Annotated in this window: 12 protein-coding genes, 2 tRNA genes and 4 rRNA genes; 15 read left to right on the top strand and 3 right to left on the bottom strand. The window is 58.1% G+C overall.

Features of this window, described 5'->3' with window-relative positions:
* The first annotated feature begins 88 nt into the window (after positions 1 to 88).
* Genes dprA through aroE form a run of 5 tightly spaced genes read left to right on the top strand, consistent with a single transcriptional unit; the run spans position 89 to position 3632 of the window.
* The gene (gene dprA / locus D7I37_RS05140; protein WP_129543415.1) at positions 89 to 1210 is read left to right on the top strand and encodes a DNA-protecting protein DprA; all 1122 of its coding nucleotides are present in this window, start codon (positions 89 to 91) and stop codon (positions 1208 to 1210) included.
* Positions 1182 to 1655: a DUF494 family protein Smg gene (smg, locus tag D7I37_RS05135; RefSeq protein WP_061800491.1), complete on the top strand. Its 474-nt coding sequence runs from the start codon at positions 1182 to 1184 to the stop codon at positions 1653 to 1655. The genes dprA and smg overlap by 29 nt, the downstream gene beginning before the upstream one ends.
* Positions 1656 to 1680: 25 nt before the next feature.
* The gene (locus D7I37_RS05130; RefSeq protein WP_061800492.1) at positions 1681 to 2226 is read left to right on the top strand and encodes a type I DNA topoisomerase; all 546 of its coding nucleotides are present in this window, start codon (positions 1681 to 1683) and stop codon (positions 2224 to 2226) included.
* Positions 2227 to 2233: 7 nt separating this feature from the next.
* The gene (gene tsaC, locus D7I37_RS05125) at positions 2234 to 2803 is read left to right on the top strand and encodes an L-threonylcarbamoyladenylate synthase type 1 TsaC (protein ID WP_061800493.1); all 570 of its coding nucleotides are present in this window, start codon (positions 2234 to 2236) and stop codon (positions 2801 to 2803) included.
* A gap of 10 nt (positions 2804 to 2813) precedes the next feature.
* Complete coding sequence (gene aroE / locus D7I37_RS05120; protein WP_061800494.1) at positions 2814 to 3632, top strand: shikimate dehydrogenase; 819 nt, start codon at positions 2814 to 2816, stop codon at positions 3630 to 3632.
* Between the two features lie 34 nt (positions 3633 to 3666).
* On the opposite strand, the gene D7I37_RS05115 is transcribed toward aroE, so the two are convergent.
* Complete coding sequence (locus tag D7I37_RS05115; protein ID WP_129543414.1) at positions 3667 to 4209, bottom strand: gamma carbonic anhydrase family protein; 543 nt, start codon at positions 4207 to 4209, stop codon at positions 3667 to 3669.
* A gap of 519 nt (positions 4210 to 4728) precedes the next feature.
* On the opposite strand from D7I37_RS05115, the gene D7I37_RS05110 reads away from it, so the two are divergent.
* The 10 genes from D7I37_RS05110 (at position 4729) to aceK (ending at position 16575) form a co-directional block, all read left to right on the top strand.
* Positions 4729 to 6270: ribosomal RNA gene (locus tag D7I37_RS05110) — 16S ribosomal RNA — on the top strand.
* 143 nt (positions 6271 to 6413) lie between these two features.
* Positions 6414 to 6489: transfer RNA gene (locus D7I37_RS05105), tRNA-Glu, on the top strand.
* Between the two features lie 248 nt (positions 6490 to 6737).
* Positions 6738 to 9645, top strand: a 23S ribosomal RNA gene (locus tag D7I37_RS05100).
* A gap of 102 nt (positions 9646 to 9747) precedes the next feature.
* Positions 9748 to 9863, top strand: a 5S ribosomal RNA gene (gene rrf, locus D7I37_RS05095).
* Between the two features lie 13 nt (positions 9864 to 9876).
* Positions 9877 to 9952 (top strand) — tRNA-Thr (locus D7I37_RS05090).
* Positions 9953 to 10003: 51 nt separating this feature from the next.
* A 5S ribosomal RNA gene (rrf, locus tag D7I37_RS05085) occupies positions 10004 to 10119 on the top strand.
* Together the 16S, 23S and 5S rRNA genes with 2 tRNA genes alongside form the textbook arrangement of a ribosomal RNA operon.
* A 363-nt stretch (positions 10120 to 10482) precedes the next feature.
* Positions 10483 to 11412, top strand: a complete 930-nt coding sequence (gene metA / locus D7I37_RS05080) for a homoserine O-succinyltransferase (RefSeq protein WP_095099539.1) — start codon at positions 10483 to 10485, stop codon at positions 11410 to 11412.
* Positions 11413 to 11797: 385 nt separating this feature from the next.
* On the top strand, positions 11798 to 13396 hold the full coding sequence (gene aceB / locus D7I37_RS05075) for a malate synthase A (RefSeq protein WP_095099534.1): 1599 nt from the start codon (positions 11798 to 11800) through the stop codon (positions 13394 to 13396).
* A 47-nt stretch (positions 13397 to 13443) separates the two neighbouring features.
* The gene (aceA, locus tag D7I37_RS05070) at positions 13444 to 14751 is read left to right on the top strand and encodes an isocitrate lyase (RefSeq protein ID WP_061799231.1); all 1308 of its coding nucleotides are present in this window, start codon (positions 13444 to 13446) and stop codon (positions 14749 to 14751) included.
* A gap of 69 nt (positions 14752 to 14820) precedes the next feature.
* Positions 14821 to 16575 carry a bifunctional isocitrate dehydrogenase kinase/phosphatase gene (gene aceK / locus D7I37_RS05065; RefSeq protein WP_061799229.1) on the top strand — a complete coding sequence of 585 codons (1755 nt, stop codon included), beginning with the start codon at positions 14821 to 14823 and terminating at the stop codon, positions 16573 to 16575.
* A gap of 10 nt (positions 16576 to 16585) precedes the next feature.
* Here aceK and D7I37_RS05060 read toward each other — a convergent pair whose 3' ends face one another.
* Positions 16586 to 17227: a bifunctional 4-hydroxy-2-oxoglutarate aldolase/2-dehydro-3-deoxy-phosphogluconate aldolase gene (locus tag D7I37_RS05060; RefSeq protein WP_061799228.1), complete on the bottom strand. Its 642-nt coding sequence runs from the start codon at positions 17225 to 17227 to the stop codon at positions 16586 to 16588.
* Positions 17228 to 17281: 54 nt separating this feature from the next.
* The gene (gene edd, locus D7I37_RS05055; RefSeq protein WP_129543413.1) at positions 17282 to 19096 is read right to left on the bottom strand and encodes a phosphogluconate dehydratase; all 1815 of its coding nucleotides are present in this window, start codon (positions 19094 to 19096) and stop codon (positions 17282 to 17284) included.
* Positions 19097 to 19100: the final 4 nt, after the last annotated feature.

The following is a 19100-nucleotide window of genomic DNA, read 5'->3' as shown; positions in this document are numbered from 1 at the left end:
ATTCTAGACATTTCTCGGCCTGATTGACAGCATTGCGCACCAATTGCTCGAATGGGTCATACCACCGCTTTTTGCGAGGGAACAGGCGATGCGGCCAGAAGAAATCAGCTTACGGATGCGCGGAGTGGCGGGGCTTGGCGCCGCATCGGCCAGCCGAATGATACGGCAATTAGCGGCGGCCGGCGGCCAGCCCCGCAGGCTGCTGCGCGAGCTGGGCCTGAATGACCGGCAGCGGGCGCAGTTTCTGCAGGCGGATCCCCAGTATCTGGCCGCTACGCTGCGTTGGCTGGAACAGACGGGCTGTCGGATGCTGAGCTATGGCGAGGCCGGCTATCCTGAACGGCTGAGCCATATCGACGATGCGCCGTTATGGTTATTGGTGCAGGGCAACCCCCAGGCGCTGCTGCAGCCGCAAATCGCCATGGTCGGCAGCCGCCGGTTCAGCCACTACGGCGAGCGCTGGGCCCGTTACTTCGCCGGCGAGCTGACGCACTGCGGCTTTACGGTCACCAGCGGGTTGGCCATCGGTATTGACGGTATTTGCCATCGCGCCGCCCTGGAGGCCGAAGGCTGCACGGTGGCGGTATTGGGCAGCGGGCTGGCCAACGTCTATCCGCGCCGGCATCGGCGGCTCGCCGAACAGATTGTCGATCAGGGCGGGGCGGTGATTTCCGAGCATTTGGTTACCGATTTGCCGCTGGCCGATCATTTTCCGCGCCGTAACCGCATTATCAGCGGGCTGAGCCTGGGCGTACTGGTGGTTGAGGCCTCGTTGCGCAGCGGCACCCTGATCACCGCCCGCTATGCCCTGGAGCAGGGGCGGGAGGTTTTCGCTTTGCCCGGTGCGCTGGGCAACCCGATGAGCGAAGGCACGCACTGGCTGATTCAGCAGGGGGCTTATCTGGTCACCGGCCCGAAAGACATCGCTGAACAGCTGGGAAGCGGTCTGAATTGGCTGCCACTGGACGAAAATACAACTATTTGTGCGTCTGAGGCCGAAGTTGAATTGCCATTTGCCGATGTGTTGGCTAACGTAGGAGATGAGGTGACACCTGTTGACGTCGTCGCTGAACGTGCCGGCCAACCTGTGCCAGAGGTGGTAATCAAGTTACTCGATCTGGAGTTAGCAGGGTGGATCGCAGCTGTACCCGGCGGCTATGTCCGTATAAGGAGGGCAGGCCATGTTCGACGTACTCATGTACTTGTTTGAAACTTATATCCACAATGAACCAGAGATGCGCGTCGATCAGGATCAGCTGACCGATGATCTCGCTGAGGCGGGGTTTCATCGGGATGATATCTACAACGCGTTGAATTGGCTTGAAAAACTTGCTGACCTGCAGGAAGGCGAAAATGCGCCTTACTTTATGGATGCCGATCCGCTGGCGATGCGGATCTACACCGAAGAGGAAGGCATGCGTTTGGATGCCGGTTGCCGTGGTTTCCTCCTGTTCCTGGAACAGATTCAGGTATTGAACCTCGAAACCCGTGAAATGGTTATCGATCGTGTTATGGCTTTGGATAACACGGAATTCGATCTCGAAGATCTGAAATGGGTGGTGTTGATGGTGCTGTTTAATATCCCCGGATATGAAAGCGCTTATCAACAAATGGAAGAACTGTTGTTTGAAGTAAACGAAGGTTATCTGCACTGAGCCGGTAACACGCATAGAAGAAGTTATGACAAAAACAGCGATTTTTGCCGCGAGGCAAAATGAACCCTGTCCAGAATGCGGGGCCGAGCTGGTGATCCGCAGCGGTCGCCACGGCCCCTTTCTTGGCTGTTCCCGTTACCCCGAATGCCAGCATATTCGGCCGCTTAAAGCGCAGGCCGATGGCCACATCGTCAAGGTGCTGGAGGGGCAGCAATGCCCGAAGTGTCAGGCGACGCTGGCGCTGCGCCAGGGGCGTTACGGCATGTTCATCGGCTGCAGCAATTACCCGGAATGCGATCATACCGAAGCGATTGATAAACCGGATGAAACCACCATCACCTGTCCGCAATGCGGCCAGGGCAAGCTGTTGCAGCGCAAGTCGCGCTACGGCAAGGTATTTCATTCCTGCGATCGCTACCCGGAATGTCAGTTCGCCCTTAATTTCAAACCTGTCGCCGGCGAGTGCGCCTACTGCCACTATCCGCTGCTGATGGAGAAGCGTACGGCAAAAGGCCCGACCCTTTGCTGTGCCAGTAAACTGTGCGGAAAACCCGTCGCAACCACAGAATAATCACACCATGAGCTCAGAACTTACCTCCGCCCTCGCGTCTATTATCGACGCTCTGAATAATCAACAGGTGATCGCTTATCCTACCGAGGCCGTATTCGGCCTGGGATGCGATCCCGACAGCGAGCAGGCGGTCAATGCGCTGCTGGCCTTGAAGCAACGGCCGTGGGAGAAGGGGTTGATCCTGATCGCCGCAGACTATGCGCAGCTAGCGCCTTATATAGATGACAGTGCGCTGAATGAACGGCAACGCGCCGCGATATTCTCCAGCTGGCCAGGCCCGGTGACCTGGGTAATCCCTGCACGGCCGGAAACGCCGCGGCTGCTGACCGGGCGTTTCAGCTCGCTGGCGGTGCGCGTCAGCGACCATCCGCTGGTGCAGCAGCTGTGCCGGCAGTACGGCAAGCCACTGGTGTCGACCAGCGCCAATCTCAGTGGGCAGGAACCTTGCCGCAACGCGGATGAAGTGACGCAGCAGTTTGGCGCCGCGTTCCCGGTATTGGCCGGCAGCGTTGGCGGCCGCCTTAACCCTTCAGAAATCAGAGATGCCCTGACCGGCGAACAGATCCGCCAGGGCTAGAGGTATGTGTATGGAGAAGTTTGCGGTATTCGGCAACCCTATCGGCCACAGCAAGTCGCCGCGAATTCATGCGCTGTTCGCTGCGCAGACCGGGATTGATCATCCGTATGGTGCGGTGTTGGCGCCGTTGGAGGGGTTCGAAACCAGCCTGCAGGCGTTTATCGCTGCCGGCGGTCAGGGCGCGAACGTAACCGTGCCCTTTAAAGAACAGGCCTATGCAGCGGCAACGGAGCTGAGCGAACGCGCCTCGTCTGCCGGGGCGGTGAACACGCTTAAACGGTTGCCGAACGGGGGGCTGTTGGGGGATAACACCGACGGTATCGGCTTGCTGACCGATCTGGAACGTCAGCAGTTGATCCGGCCCAAGGATCGTATTTTGCTGGTGGGCGCCGGCGGCGCGGCGCGCGGCGTGATTTTGCCGCTGCTGTCCTTTGGCTGTGAGTTGACGATCGCCAACCGGACGTTCAGCCGGGCGCAAGATCTGGCGCAGGCGTTCAGCCATCTTGGCGGGATCTCGGCATTGCCGTTGGATCAGCTTGGGCAACGGTCCTTCGATCTGGTGATCAACGCCACGGCTTCCGGCATCAACGGCGAGGTCCCCGCGTTGCCGAACGGCGTGGTTAACCGCCATACCCGTTGCTACGACATGTTCTATCAACGGGGGCCAACGCCCTTCCTGGCCTGGGCGCAACAGCAGGGGGCAACCGACTATGCCGATGGTTTGGGGATGCTGGTGGGGCAGGCGGCCCATGCGTTTCTGCTTTGGCATGGCGTAATGCCGGAGATCGAACCGGTGCTGCGTCAGCTGCGCAGCGAACTGGCGGCATAAACGGGGCCCGTTCCCGTCAGGGAACGGGAGCTTGTCAGATATCTTCCGACAGGTATTCGTCTTTCCAGCGCACATAGTTAGTTGAAGAGTAGACAAGCCCTTCCAGCTCGGCGGCGGTTAACGGGCGAACCTGGCGTGCCGGGCTGCCCATATAGAGATAGCCGCTGACCAGTCGTTTACCCGGCGCCACCAGGCTACCGGCGCCAATCATCACATCGTCTTCTATTACCGCACCGTCCAGCAGGATCGATCCCATACCTACCAGTACCCGGTTGCCGATGGCGCAGCCGTGCAGCATGGCCTTGTGGCCCACGGTCACGTCTTCTCCAATCAGCAAGGGGTAGCCTTCGGGATTATGTTCGGATTTGTGGGTCACGTGCAGCACGCTGCCGTCCTGGATATTGCTGCGCGCGCCGATCTTTACCGCATTCACGTCGCCACGAATGGCGACCAGCGGCCAAACGCTGACGTCATCGGCCAGCTCAATGTTGCCGATCACCACGCTGGAGGGATCGATCATGACGCGTTGACCGAGTTTGGGAGAGTAATGAAGATAAGAGCGTACTGCATCGGACATGGTGATAGCCTCACGTCGGGATCATATTTACCGGCAATACTAGACGCTGCTGATGGAATTACAACCAGTCACAGCGGCGGATCCTGTGAAAAACGGCCCCGATCGCGCAAGATCCACCCGAAAGGACTGAAAAGTGTGCAAACGGAAAGAAAAGATCAAAAAAGGGGTTGTGCAAAAAACTCGGATCCCTATAATGCGCCTCCATCGACCGGGCACAACGGCAAGTGATTCGCTTCACGAGGCGGCCAGGAAGAAAGAGAAAAAATCCTGAAAATTAGGGTTGACTCTGAAAGAGGAAAGCGTAATATACGCCACCTCGAGTTAGCAAGCCAACGCGGCTAACTCACTGCTCTTTAACAATTTATCAGACAATCTGTGTGGGCACTCCACAAGACGATATCCAGTACCTTCGGGTACGAAAAAATATCAAGTCTTGAAGAGTGACTAGCTTGTAAAAAAGCAATTTTTGAAGCAGTAACCTTTGAGCATCGCTTCACGAGTTGAAGCAAATCAAGCTTTTAATTGAAGAGTTTGATCATGGCTCAGATTGAACGCTGGCGGCAGGCCTAACACATGCAAGTCGAGCGGTAGCACAGGAGAGCTTGCTCTCTGGGTGACGAGCGGCGGACGGGTGAGTAATGTCTGGGAAACTGCCTGATGGAGGGGGATAACTACTGGAAACGGTAGCTAATACCGCATAACGTCTACGGACCAAAGTGGGGGACCTTCGGGCCTCACGCCATCAGATGTGCCCAGATGGGATTAGCTAGTAGGTGGGGTAATGGCTCACCTAGGCGACGATCCCTAGCTGGTCTGAGAGGATGACCAGCCACACTGGAACTGAGACACGGTCCAGACTCCTACGGGAGGCAGCAGTGGGGAATATTGCACAATGGGCGCAAGCCTGATGCAGCCATGCCGCGTGTGTGAAGAAGGCCTTCGGGTTGTAAAGCACTTTCAGCGAGGAGGAAGGGCGATGTCTTAATACGGCATCGCATTGACGTTACTCGCAGAAGAAGCACCGGCTAACTCCGTGCCAGCAGCCGCGGTAATACGGAGGGTGCAAGCGTTAATCGGAATTACTGGGCGTAAAGCGCACGCAGGCGGTTTGTTAAGTCAGATGTGAAATCCCCGCGCTTAACGTGGGAACTGCATTTGAAACTGGCAAGCTAGAGTCTCGTAGAGGGGGGTAGAATTCCAGGTGTAGCGGTGAAATGCGTAGAGATCTGGAGGAATACCGGTGGCGAAGGCGGCCCCCTGGACGAAGACTGACGCTCAGGTGCGAAAGCGTGGGGAGCAAACAGGATTAGATACCCTGGTAGTCCACGCTGTAAACGATGTCGATTTGGAGGTTGTGCCCTTGAGGCGTGGCTTCCGGAGCTAACGCGTTAAATCGACCGCCTGGGGAGTACGGCCGCAAGGTTAAAACTCAAATGAATTGACGGGGGCCCGCACAAGCGGTGGAGCATGTGGTTTAATTCGATGCAACGCGAAGAACCTTACCTACTCTTGACATCCAGAGAACTTTCCAGAGATGGATTGGTGCCTTCGGGAACTCTGAGACAGGTGCTGCATGGCTGTCGTCAGCTCGTGTTGTGAAATGTTGGGTTAAGTCCCGCAACGAGCGCAACCCTTATCCTTTGTTGCCAGCGATTCGGTCGGGAACTCAAAGGAGACTGCCGGTGATAAACCGGAGGAAGGTGGGGATGACGTCAAGTCATCATGGCCCTTACGAGTAGGGCTACACACGTGCTACAATGGCGTATACAAAGAGAAGCGAACTCGCGAGAGCAAGCGGACCTCATAAAGTACGTCGTAGTCCGGATTGGAGTCTGCAACTCGACTCCATGAAGTCGGAATCGCTAGTAATCGTAGATCAGAATGCTACGGTGAATACGTTCCCGGGCCTTGTACACACCGCCCGTCACACCATGGGAGTGGGTTGCAAAAGAAGTAGGTAGCTTAACCTTCGGGAGGGCGCTTACCACTTTGTGATTCATGACTGGGGTGAAGTCGTAACAAGGTAACCGTAGGGGAACCTGCGGTTGGATCACCTCCTTACCTAATGATATCGATTCGCGTGAAGTGCTCACACAGATTGTCTGATGAAAAAGTAACGAGCAATGCGCACCTGTTGATGTAATGAGTCTCTGACTCATGCTGATGCGAACCGATTAAAACGTTCAGTTTAATCGGATTTTCGTGTCCCCATCGTCTAGAGGCCTAGGACACTGCCCTTTCACGGCTGTAACAGGGGTTCGAATCCCCTTGGGGACGCCATTCCGATAATGAGTGAAAGACATTATCACCGGTTATTCGTAACCGAAAAAATCTTAAAGATGACTCTTGCGAGTCGTGTTTAAGATATTGCTCTTTAACAATCTGGAACAAGCTGAAAATTGAAACATGACGGCTGAAACTTGTCCCTCCGTAGAAATATTGGGATGAGGAGTAACCTGTCATAGAGTCTCTCAAATGTTTGCAATGCGAAGTGTCGATTATTCATAAAAGACGCCTTCGGGTTGTGAGGTTAAGTGACTAAGCGTACACGGTGGATGCCTAGGCAGTCAGAGGCGATGAAGGGCGTGCTAATCTGCGAAAAGCGTCGGTAAGGTGATATGAACCGTTATAACCGGCGATACCCGAATGGGGAAACCCAGTGCAATTCGTTGCACTATCGTTAAGTGAATACATAGCTTAACGAGGCGAACCGGGGGAACTGAAACATCTAAGTACCCCGAGGAAAAGAAATCAACCGAGATTCCCCCAGTAGCGGCGAGCGAACGGGGAACAGCCCAGAACCTGAATCAGTTCTTGCGTTAGTGGAAGCGTCTGGAAAGTCGCGCAGCAAAGGGTGATAGCCCCGTACACTAAAACGCATTAACTGTGAGTTCGATGAGTAGGGCGGGACACGTGACATCCTGTCTGAATATGGGGGGACCATCCTCCAAGGCTAAATACTCCTGACTGACCGATAGTGAACCAGTACCGTGAGGGAAAGGCGAAAAGAACCCCGGCGAGGGGAGTGAAATAGAACCTGAAACCGTGTACGTACAAGCAGTGGGAGCACCTTCGTGGTGTGACTGCGTACCTTTTGTATAATGGGTCAGCGACTTATATTTTGTAGCAAGGTTAACCGTATAGGGGAGCCGTAGGGAAACCGAGTCTTAACTGGGCGAATAGTTGCAAGGTATAGACCCGAAACCCGGTGATCTAGCCATGGGCAGGTTGAAGGTTGGGTAACACTAACTGGAGGACCGAACCGACTAATGTTGAAAAATTAGCGGATGACTTGTGGCTGGGGGTGAAAGGCCAATCAAACCGGGAGATAGCTGGTTCTCCCCGAAAGCTATTTAGGTAGCGCCTCGTGAACTCATCTTCGGGGGTAGAGCACTGTTTCGGCTAGGGGGCCATCCCGGCTTACCAAACCGATGCAAACTCCGAATACCGAAGAATGTTATCACGGGAGACACACGGCGGGTGCTAACGTCCGTCGTGAAGAGGGAAACAACCCAGACCGCCAGCTAAGGTCCCAAAGTCATGGTTAAGTGGGAAACGATGTGGGAAGGCATAGACAGCCAGGATGTTGGCTTAGAAGCAGCCATCATTTAAAGAAAGCGTAATAGCTCACTGGTCGAGTCGGCCTGCGCGGAAGATGTAACGGGGCTAAACCATGCACCGAAGCTGCGGCAGCGACGCTTAGGCGTTGTTGGGTAGGGGAGCGTTCTGTAAGCCGTTGAAGGTGGCCTGTGAGGGTTGCTGGAGGTATCAGAAGTGCGAATGCTGACATAAGTAACGATAAAGCGGGTGAAAAGCCCGCTCGCCGGAAGACCAAGGGTTCCTGTCCAACGTTAATCGGGGCAGGGTGAGTCGACCCCTAAGGCGAGGCTGAAAAGCGTAGTCGATGGGAAACAGGTTAATATTCCTGTACTCGGTGTTACTGCGAAGGGGGGACGGAGAAGGCTAGGCTAGCCGGGCGACGGTTGTCCCGGTTTAAGCGTGTAGGGGGGTGTTCCCGGTAAATCCGGAACGCTGTCAACCCTGAGGCGTGATGACGATGCACTACGGTGCAGAAGTAGTTGATGCCAAGCTTCCAGGAAAAGCCTCTAAGCATCAGGTAACACAGAATCGTACCCCAAACCGACACAGGTGGTCAGGTAGAGAATACCAAGGCGCTTGAGAGAACTCGGGTGAAGGAACTAGGCAAAATGGTGCCGTAACTTCGGGAGAAGGCACGCTGGCGCGTAGGTGAAGTCCCTTGCGGATGGAGCTGAAGCCAGTCGCAGATACCAGCTGGCTGCAACTGTTTAATAAAAACACAGCACTGTGCAAACACGAAAGTGGACGTATACGGTGTGACGCCTGCCCGGTGCTGGAAGGTTAATTGATGGGGTCAGCCGCAAGGCGAAGCTCTTGATCGAAGCCCCAGTAAACGGCGGCCGTAACTATAACGGTCCTAAGGTAGCGAAATTCCTTGTCGGGTAAGTTCCGACCTGCACGAATGGCGTAATGATGGCCAGGCTGTCTCCACCCGAGACTCAGTGAAATTGAACTCGCTGTGAAGATGCAGTGTACCCGCGGCAAGACGGAAAGACCCCGTGAACCTTTACTATAGCTTGACACTGAACATTGAGCCTTGATGTGTAGGATAGGTGGGAGGCTTTGAAGCGTGGACGCCAGTCTGCGTGGAGCCAACCTTGAAATACCACCCTTTAATGTTTGATGTTCTAACTCGGCCCCATAATCTGGGGTGAGGACAGTGTCTGGTGGGTAGTTTGACTGGGGCGGTCTCCTCCCAAAGAGTAACGGAGGAGCACGAAGGTTAGCTAATCACGGTCGGACATCGTGAGGTTAGTGCAAAGGCATAAGCTAGCTTGACTGCGAGAGTGACGGCTCGAGCAGGTACGAAAGTAGGTCTTAGTGATCCGGTGGTTCTGAATGGAAGGGCCATCGCTCAACGGATAAAAGGTACTCCGGGGATAACAGGCTGATACCGCCCAAGAGTTCATATCGACGGCGGTGTTTGGCACCTCGATGTCGGCTCATCACATCCTGGGGCTGAAGTAGGTCCCAAGGGTATGGCTGTTCGCCATTTAAAGTGGTACGCGAGCTGGGTTTAGAACGTCGTGAGACAGTTCGGTCCCTATCTGCCGTGGGCGTTGGAAGATTGAGAGGGGTTGCTCCTAGTACGAGAGGACCGGAGTGAACGCACCACTGGTGTTCGGGTTGTCATGCCAATGGCACTGCCCGGTAGCTAAGTGCGGAAAAGATAAGCGCTGAAAGCATCTAAGCGCGAAACTTGCCTCGAGATGAGTCTTCCCTGGGCCTTTAAGGCCCCTGAAGGAACGTTTAAGACTAAGACGTTGATAGGCTGGGTGTGTAAGTGCAGCGATGCATTGAGCTAACCAGTACTAATGATCCGTGAGGCTTAACCTTACAACACCGAAGGTGTTTTAGAGAGACGAATAATTTTCAGCGAAGTTCTTAGATTGGTTCTGGTGGTTACGCGAGTAACGGCCAAGAATGAAACAGAATTTGCCTGGCGGCAATAGCGCGGTGGTCCCACCTGACCCCATGCCGAACTCAGAAGTGAAACGCCGTAGCGCCGATGGTAGTGTGGGGTCTCCCCATGCGAGAGTAGGACACTGCCAGGCATCAAATTAGTGTGCTGATATGGCTCAGTTGGTAGAGCGCACCCTTGGTAAGGGTGAGGTCCCCAGTTCGACTCTGGGTATCAGCACCACTTTATTTAAAGTGGGTTTAGAAGTTCGGCAAAAAGAATCAAAAGAATTTGCTTGGCGGCAATAGCGCGGTGGTCCCACCTGACCCCATGCCGAACTCAGAAGTGAAACGCCGTAGCGCCGATGGTAGTGTGGGGTCTCCCCATGCGAGAGTAGGACACTGCCAAGCATCAAACAAAGTACAAAGCCTCATGCGAAAGCATGGGGCTTTTTACTTTGTCTGTTATTCAGTGCGCTGCTCGAGCATGGGCATGCGACCCATCCGTCGGGAACGGATGGGAACGCCGCTGGCGGCGGCCCTGCAGGGGTGAGTCTCAGGATGAGACGAATATTGCAGGACACTGCCAAGCATCAATTAAGCCAAGAGGCCACCCGCAAGGGTGGCCTTTTTGCTTTGCGCCTGCCAACCGCGCGCTCTGGTGCAATGAAACATTTTCACCTTCCCGTTGAAGACTCGACATCCGGTTAAAAAAACGCTATCTTCGGGCATCTAGAAGTCTAAACGTATAAACGGATGTGTGAGGATTAAGCAATGCCGATTCGTGTGCCTGATGAGTTACCTGCAGTCAGTTTCTTGCGCAATGAGAATGTCTTTGTCATGACATCCTCTCGGGCAAAAACACAGGAAATCAGGCCGTTGAAAGTGCTGATCCTCAACCTGATGCCAAAGAAGATCGAGACGGAAAATCAGTTTCTGCGTCTGCTCTCCAATTCCCCGCTGCAGATTGATATCCAGCTGCTGCGCATCGACAGCCGCGAGTCGAAGAACACGCCGGCCGAGCATCTGAACAACTTCTACTGCGATTTTGAAGACATTCAGGAGGAGAACTTCGACGGCCTGATCGTTACCGGCGCCCCTCTGGGGCTGGTCGATTTCTGCGACGTCGCCTATTGGCCGCAGATTGAACGCGTCATCGACTGGGCCAAAAACCACGTCACCTCCACGCTGTTCGTTTGTTGGGCGGTACAGGCGGCGCTGAACATCCTGTACGGCATTCCCAAGATGACGCGCGAAGAGAAGCTGTCCGGCGTTTATCAGCATCAGACGCTGCAGCAGCATGCGTTGCTGACGCGCGGTTTTGATGAAACCTTTCTGGCGCCGCATTCGCGCTATGCGGATTTCCCGACCGAAATTATCCGCCGCTATACCGACCTGGATATTCTGGCCGAGTCCGAGCAAACCGGCGCTTACCTGTTCGCCAGCAAGGACAAGCGCCTGGCGTTTGTAACCGGTCACCCGGAGTACGACGCACTGACCCTGGCGGGCGAGTATTGTCGCGATTACGCTGCCGGCCTTAACCCCGGTGTACCGCTCAACTACTTCCCCGACGACAACCCCGAACTCCCCCCGAAAGCTTCCTGGCGCAGCCATGGCCACCTGTTGTTTTCCAACTGGCTCAACTATTACGTCTACCAGATCACGCCATTCGATCTGCGCCGCATGAACCCCACTCTCGAGTAACCTTGTTCCCTGGCCGGCGGCTGAATCGAGGCCGCCGCGCCGCTATGCCCTCTTCAGGATCCTTCCCGCGCTTTCGATCTTTTGCCAAAACTCGTTTCACAACAACGCATTAACTACCTCCTCCTTGGTTATTGGAACCGGTTTCCTTACCGTTTTTTCATGTTATTAAAGCTAACAAATTGATAAATATAGGTTAATAAAATATTTTCCAATAAAATGGAAATCGTTTTTGATTTTTGTTTTTAGTTGAGTATTCTAGATCTATCGGGATGTGATCTGACCAGTTGAGGATCGTTTCATTCGCCCTGATCCACAGTGATTTCTGATGAAAAGGCGCCGGTCGCGGCGGTAATCGCGGCGCGCAACGAGAGGAAGGAGCAAGGCCATGACGCAACAGACAGTAGGCACGGAGTTAACGTTTACGCAGGGTTTCACCGCTGCAGAGCGGCAGGTGTTAACGGATGACGCGGTCGAATTCCTGGCGGAGCTGGTAGGGAAGTTTACGCCACGCCGCAACGAACTCTTGGCGGCGCGCGCCAGCGCGCAGCACAAGATCGACCAGGGTGCACTGCCTGATTTCATTTCGGAAACGGCTTCCATTCGTGATTCAGAGTGGAAGATCCGCGGCATACCGCAAGACCTGCGTGACCGCCGGGTGGAGATCACCGGGCCGGTAGAACGCAAGATGGTGATCAACGCCCTGAACGCCAATGTGAAGGTGTTTATGGCGGACTTCGAAGATTCTCTGGCGCCAAGCTGGGACAAAGTGATCGAGGGTCAAATCAACCTGCATGATGCGGTCAACGGCACTATCTCCTACACCAATGAAGCCGGCAAAATTTACCAGCTGAAGCCGAACCCGGCGGTGTTGATCGCCCGGGTGCGCGGCCTGCACCTGCCGGAAAAGCACGTGCTGTGGCGGGGCGAAGCCATCCCCGGCGGCCTGTTCGACTTCGCGCTGTACTTCTTCCACAACTACCGTCAATTGCTGGCCAACGGCAGCGGCCCTTACTTCTACCTGCCGAAGACCCAATCCTGGCAAGAGGCGGCCTGGTGGGGTGACGTGTTCAGCTTTACCGAAGATCGTTTCGATCTGCCGCGCGGCACCATCAAGGCCACGGTGCTGATCGAAACGCTGCCCGCGGTATTCCAGATGGACGAGATCCTTTATCACCTGCGCGATCATATCGTCGGGCTGAACTGCGGCCGCTGGGATTACATCTTCAGCTATATCAAGACGCTGAAAAACCACGGCGATCGGGTATTGCCGGATCGTCAGTCGGTGACCATGGAAAAATCTTTCCTCAGCGCCTATTCACGCCTGCTGATCAGGACCTGCCACAAACGCGGCGCCTTCGCCATGGGCGGCATGGCGGCGTTTATTCCGAGCAAAGACGCAGAGAAAAACGCCTGGGTGCTGAACAAGGTGCGGGCCGACAAAGAGCTGGAGGCCAATAACGGCCACGACGGCACCTGGGTGGCGCATCCGGGGCTGGCGGATACCGTGATGGAGGTGTTCAGCGGCGTGTTGGGCAACCGCCAGAACCAGCTGGAAGTGCTGCGCGAAAGCGACGCGCCGATCAGCGCCGCCCAGCTGCTGGAGCCCTGCGAAGGCGAACGCAGCGAAGCGGGCATGCGCGCCAATATCCGCGTGGCGGTGCAATACATCGAAGCCTGGATCTCCGGCAACGGCTGCGTGCCGATTTACGGCCTGATGGAGGATGCGGCGACGGCGGAAATTTCCCGCACCTCAATCTGGCAGTGGATCCACCACGAGAAAAGCCTGAGCGACGGCCGCCCGGTAACCAAGGCGCTGTTCCGCCAGATGCTGCAAGAAGAGATGTTGGTGGTGCGTGAAGAAGTGGGGGAAGCGCGCTTTAACGCCGGCCGGTTTGAAGAGGCGGCGCGCCTGATGGAGCGCATCACCACGCAAGACGAATTAATCGATTTCCTGACCTTACCCGGCTATGAACTGCTGGCCTGAACCCTTTCCTGACCTTTAACCCTACATGACTGAAAAGGATAAAAATTATGTCTACCTCTCGCAGCCAACAGATTCAGCAGCTGGAACAGGAATGGAAATCGGCCCGCTGGGAAGGCATCACCCGCCCTTACAGCGCCGAAGAGGTGATCAACCTGCGCGGCTCGGTGAACCCGGTTTGCACGCTGGCGCAGAACGGCGCCGCCAAACTGTGGGCATTGCTGAACGGCAAGGCGCGCAAAGGCTACGTCAACTGTCTGGGCGCCCTGACCGGCGGCCAGGCGCTGCAGCAGGCCAAGGCCGGCGTCGAGGCTATCTACCTCTCCGGGTGGCAGGTGGCGGCGGACGCCAACAGCGCGGCCGCGATGTATCCGGATCAGTCGCTGTATCCGGTAGACTCGGTGCCAAAGGTGGTGGAGCGCATCAACAATACCTTCCGCCGCGCCGATCAGATCCAGTGGGCCAACAAGATTGAGCCGGGCAGCAAAGGCTACACCGATTTCTTCCTGCCGATCGTGGCGGATGCCGAAGCCGGCTTCGGCGGCGTGTTGAACGCCTTCGAACTGATGAAGGCGATGATTGAAGCGGGCGCCGCCGGGGTGCACTTCGAAGACCAACTGGCGGCGGTGAAAAAGTGCGGCCACATGGGCGGCAAGGTGCTGGTGCCGACGCAGGAAGCGGTGCAGAAGCTGGTTGCCGCCCGCCTGGCGGCCGACGTGCTCGGCGTGCCGACGCTGGTGATCGCCCGCACCGACGCCGATGCGGCTGACCTGCTGACGTCCGACTGCGACCCGTACGACAGCGCCTTCGTGACCGGCGATCGCACCGCCGAAGGTTTCTTCCGCACCCATGCCGGCATCGAGCAGGCGATCAGCCGCGGTCTGGCCTACGCCCCTTACGCCGACATGGTGTGGTGCGAAACCTCTACGCCGGATCTGGCGGCGGCCCAGCGCTTTGCCGACGCCATCCACGCCGAATTCCCGGGCAAGCTGCTGGCTTACAACTGCTCGCCGTCGTTCAACTGGAAGAAGAACCTGGACGACCAGACCATCGCCCGCTTCCAGCAGGCGCTGTCGGATATGGGCTACAAATACCAGTTCATTACCCTGGCGGGCATCCACAGCATGTGGTTCAACATGTTCGACCTGGCGCACGCCTACGCGCAGGGCGAGGGCATGAAGCACTACGTCGAGAAAGTCCAGCAGCCGGAATTCGCCGCCGTCGAGCGCGGTTACACCTTCGCCTCGCACCAGCAGGAAGTGGGCACCGGCTACTTCGATAAGGTCACCACCGTCATCCAGGGCGGCGCCTCCTCGGTCACCGCGCTGACCGGTTCGACGGAAGAGCAGCAGTTCTGAAGCGGCAACGCTGACAAGGTCTAACCCGGAGCCTGCGTTTGCAGGCTCTGTTTTCTGGCGAGGGTAAAGATGGCGGCAAAACTGGAGTTATTGATCGCACAGACGATCCTGCAGGGCTTCGATGCGCAGTACGGCCGCTTTCTCGAGGTGACCGCCGGCGCGCAGCAGCGCTTCGAGCAGGCGGACTGGCCGGCGGTGCAGCAGGCGATGAAAAAGCGCATCCATCTGTACGACCATCACGTCGGCCTGGTGGTGGAACAGCTGAAGTGCATCACCGGGCAGCAGGTTTTCGACGCCGGCTTTCCCAGCCGGGTGAAGGCGGTCTATACCGACCTGCTGCCGGACTACCCGCGTTTCGAGATTGCCGAAAGCTTCTTCAATTCGGTTTACTGCCGGCTGTTCCGCCATCGCGAGCTGACGCCGGAAAAGCTGTTCGTGTTCAGTTCGCAGCCTGAGCGGCGCTTTCGCGACATTCCGCGCCCGCTGGCGCGCGATTTCACCGCCGAGGGCGACCTGCCCGCCATGCTGCGCAGCCTGCTGACCGATCTGCCCTTGCGCCTGCCGTGGGAGGATCTGGCGCGCGATATCCGTTACATCACGCAGGCGCTGCAGCAAACCTTCAGCGCCCGGCAGCTGGCCGGGGCGACCTTCCAAATCGCCAACGAACTGTTTTACCGCAACAAGGCCGCCTGGCTGGTCGGCAAGCTGCGGTTGACGGACGGCGTCTACCCGTTTCTGTTGCCGATCCACCACAGCGATTCGGGCGCGCTGTTTATCGATACCTGCCTGACCAGCAAGGCCGAGGCCAGCATCGTGTTCGGCTTCGCCCGCTCCTATTTTATGGTTTACGCCCCGCTGCCGGCGGCGATGGTCGAATGGCTGCGCGAGATCCTGCCGGGCAAGACCACCGCCGAGCTGTATATGGCGATCGGCTGCCAGAAGCACGGCAAAACCGAGTGTTACCGCGAATATCTGACGTTTATGGCCCGGTCGCAGGAGCAGTTCATCATCGCGCCGGGGGTCAAGGGCATGGTGATGCTGGTGTTTACCCTGCCGTCGTTCGATCGGGTGTTCAAGGTGATCAAAGACGAGTTCGCGCCGCAAAAAGAGGTCACCCAGGCGCAGGTGATGGCCTGCTATCAGCTGGTCAAGGAGCACGACCGCGTCGGCCGCATGGCGGATACTCAGGAATACGAAAATTTCGTGGTCGACAAGGCGCGCATCAGCCCGGAGCTGTTGGCCGAGCTGCAGCGCGAGGTGCCGGGCAAGCTGGAAGATCTCGGCGACCGTATCCTGATCAGGCACCTGTATATGGAACGGCGCATGACGCCGCTGAACCTGTACCTGGAGCAGGCCAACGAACAACAGCTGCACGACGCGATCGAAGAGTACGGCAACGCCATCAAGCAGCTGGCGGCCGCCAATATCTTCCCCGGCGACATGCTGTTCAAGAACTTTGGCGTCACCCGCCATGGGCGGGTGGTGTTCTACGATTACGACGAAATTTGCTATATGACCGAGGTGAATTTCCGCGATATTCCGCCGCCGCGTTACCCGGAAGATGAGCTGGCCAGCGAGCCCTGGTACAGCATTTCACCGAACGACGTGTTCCCGGAGGAGTTTCGCCATTTCCTGTGCGGCGACCGGCGCATTCGCCAGGTATTTGAAGAGATGCACAGCGATCTGTTCGAGGCGGACTACTGGCGCGGCCTGCAGCAGCGCATCCGCGAAGGGCATGTGGAGGACGTATTCGCCTACCGCAAGAAACGGCGGTTCAGCCAGCGCAGCGGGGCGGCATTGCCGGCCACCTCCGCCGCGCTGTAACCCGGGGCTGTCAGGCGACGGCACCCGCCACGGCGGCGCGCGCCAGTTCGGTGATGCGCGCGTAGTCGCCGCTTTCCAACGCATCCGCCGGCACCAGCCAGGAACCGCCGATGCACAGCACGCTGTTCAGCGCCAGGTAGCTGCGGTAGTTGTCAGGGGAAATGCCGCCGGTCGGGCAGAAGCGCACCTGCGGGAACGGGCCGCCAATCGCCTGCAGCGCCTTCACGCCGCCGTTGGCCTCCGCCGGGAAGAACTTGAACTCGCGTAACCCATGGTCCATGCCGAGCATCAGTTCGGAAACGGTGCTGATGCCCGGAATCAAAGGAATTGAACCGGCGGTCGCCGCCTGCAGCAGATCGGCGGTCAGGCCCGGGCTGATGGCGAACTGCGCACCGGCCTCGGTCACTGCCTGCAGCTGCTGCGGGTTGATCACCGTACCGGCGCCGATGATGGCGTCAGGCACCTCTTTGGCGATGGCGCGGATGGCCTCCATGGCGCAGGCGGTGCGCAGCGTCACTTCCAGCACCCGCACGCCGCCGGCGACCAGGGCTTTCGCCAACGGCACGGCGTGTTCCAGCTTGTTGATCACGATGACCGGCACCACAGGGCCCGCGGTCATGATTTGCTCAGCGCTTGTCTTCCAATTGTTCATTATGACGTTCTCCGGTTATGGCCGCCGCCACCGGGCTGCGCGGCCATGCTGTCGTTAGAATTTGATGCAGCAGGCGCCCTGTTCGGCGCCGGAAAGCTGGCTGCGCAAGGCGCCGAACAGCTCGCGGCCGCAGCCGATGTGTTCGGCGCTCAGGTCCGGCTGGCACGGCGCGCGCTGCGCCAGCGTCTCGGCATCGACCAGCAGCTCCAGTTCGCCGCTGCGGCCGTTGACGCGGATCGGGTCGCCGTTTTGCACCTTCGCCAGCACGCCGCCGGTATAGGCCTCCGGCGTCACGTGGATGGCGGAAGGCACCTTGCCGGAGGCGCCGGACAGGCGGCCGTCGGTCACCAGCGCCACCTTGAAGCCGCGGTCCATCAGTACCCCCAGCGGCGGCATCAGCTTGTGCAGTTCCGGCATGCCGTTGGCCTGCGGCCCCTGGAAGCGCACCACCACCACGCAGTCGCGATCCAGCTTGCCGGCTTCGAAGGCCGGCACGATGTCGTGCTGGCTTTCGAATACCACCGCCGGCGCTTCGATAATCTGGTTATCGGCGGGCACCGCCGAGGTTTTCATCACCGCACGGCCCAAATTGCCGGCCAGCACCTTGGTGCCGCCGTGGTGTTCGAACGGCCGCTCGACGCTGGCGATAACCCCGGCGTCGAGCGAGGTTGCCACGCCTTCGCGCCAGGCCAGCCGGCCGTTATCCAGCCAGGGCTCCTGGGTGTAGCGCTGCAGGCCGAAACCGGCCACGGTGTGCACGTCTTCATGCAGCAGGCCGTGCTGGAGCAGTTCGCGCACCACCAACGCCACGCCGCCGGCGGCCTGGAACTGGTTGATGTCGGCCGGGCCGTTGGGGTAGATGCGGCACAGCAGCGGCACCGCGTCCGACAGCTCGGAGAAGTCGTCCCAGTTGATGATGATGCCGGCCGCGCGCGCCATCGCCACCATATGCATGGTCAGGTTGGTGGAGCCGCCGGTGGCCAGCAGCGAAACGATGCCGTTGACCACCACTTTCTCGTCCACCAGTTGGCCGATCGGCAGATAGTTGCCGGCGGTTTCGGTCAGGCGGGTCACCTGACGGGCGGCGGCGTCGGTCAGCGCATCGCGCAGCGGGGTATCCGGGTGCACGAAGGAGGCGCCCGGCAGATGCAGGCCCATCACTTCCATCACCATCTGGTTGGTGTTGGCGGTGCCGTAGAAGGTGCAGGTGCCGATGCCGTGATAGGAGGCGGCTTCGGCCTCCAGCAGCGCCAGGCGGTCGGCCTTGCCTTCGGCGTACAGCTGGCGCACGCGCACTTTTTCCTTGTTCGGCAGGCCGCTGCTCATCGGGCCGGCCGGCACAAACAGCGAAGGCAGATGGCCGAAGGACAGGGCGGACATCACCAATCCCGGCACGATTTTGTCGCAGATGCCGAGGAACAGCGCGCCGTCGAACATATTGTGCGACAGGCCGACCGCGGCCGACATGGCGATGACATCGCGGCTCATCAGCGACAGCTCCATGCCGTCCTGGCCCTGGGTCACGCCGTCGCACATCGCCGGCACTCCGCCGGCCACCTGGCCGACCGCGCCGACGGCCTTCAGCGCCTGTTTCAGCCGCTGCGGATAGTGCTCGTAAGGCTGGTGGGCCGACAGCATGTCGTTATAGGCGGTAATGATGGCGATATCGCTGCGCACCATGTTTTTCAGCGCGGCCTTGTCATCCGGCTGGCAGGCGGCGAAGCCGTGCGCCAGGTTGCCGCAGGCCAGCTGCGCGCGGTGCACGGTCTGGGAACGCGCCGCGTCGATGCGCGCCAGATAAGCGGCGCGGTGGGGTTTGGAGCGGTCGATGATGCGCTGTGTGACACGGGCCAGGGTTGAATTAATCATGCCT

This window comes from Serratia sp. 1D1416 (genome assembly GCF_003641105.1).
In the GTDB taxonomy this organism is placed as follows: Bacteria; Pseudomonadota; Gammaproteobacteria; order Enterobacterales; family Enterobacteriaceae; genus Serratia; species Serratia ficaria.
Note: the sequence above shows the minus strand (reverse complement) of the source record. Positions and strands in the feature narration are given on the sequence as shown.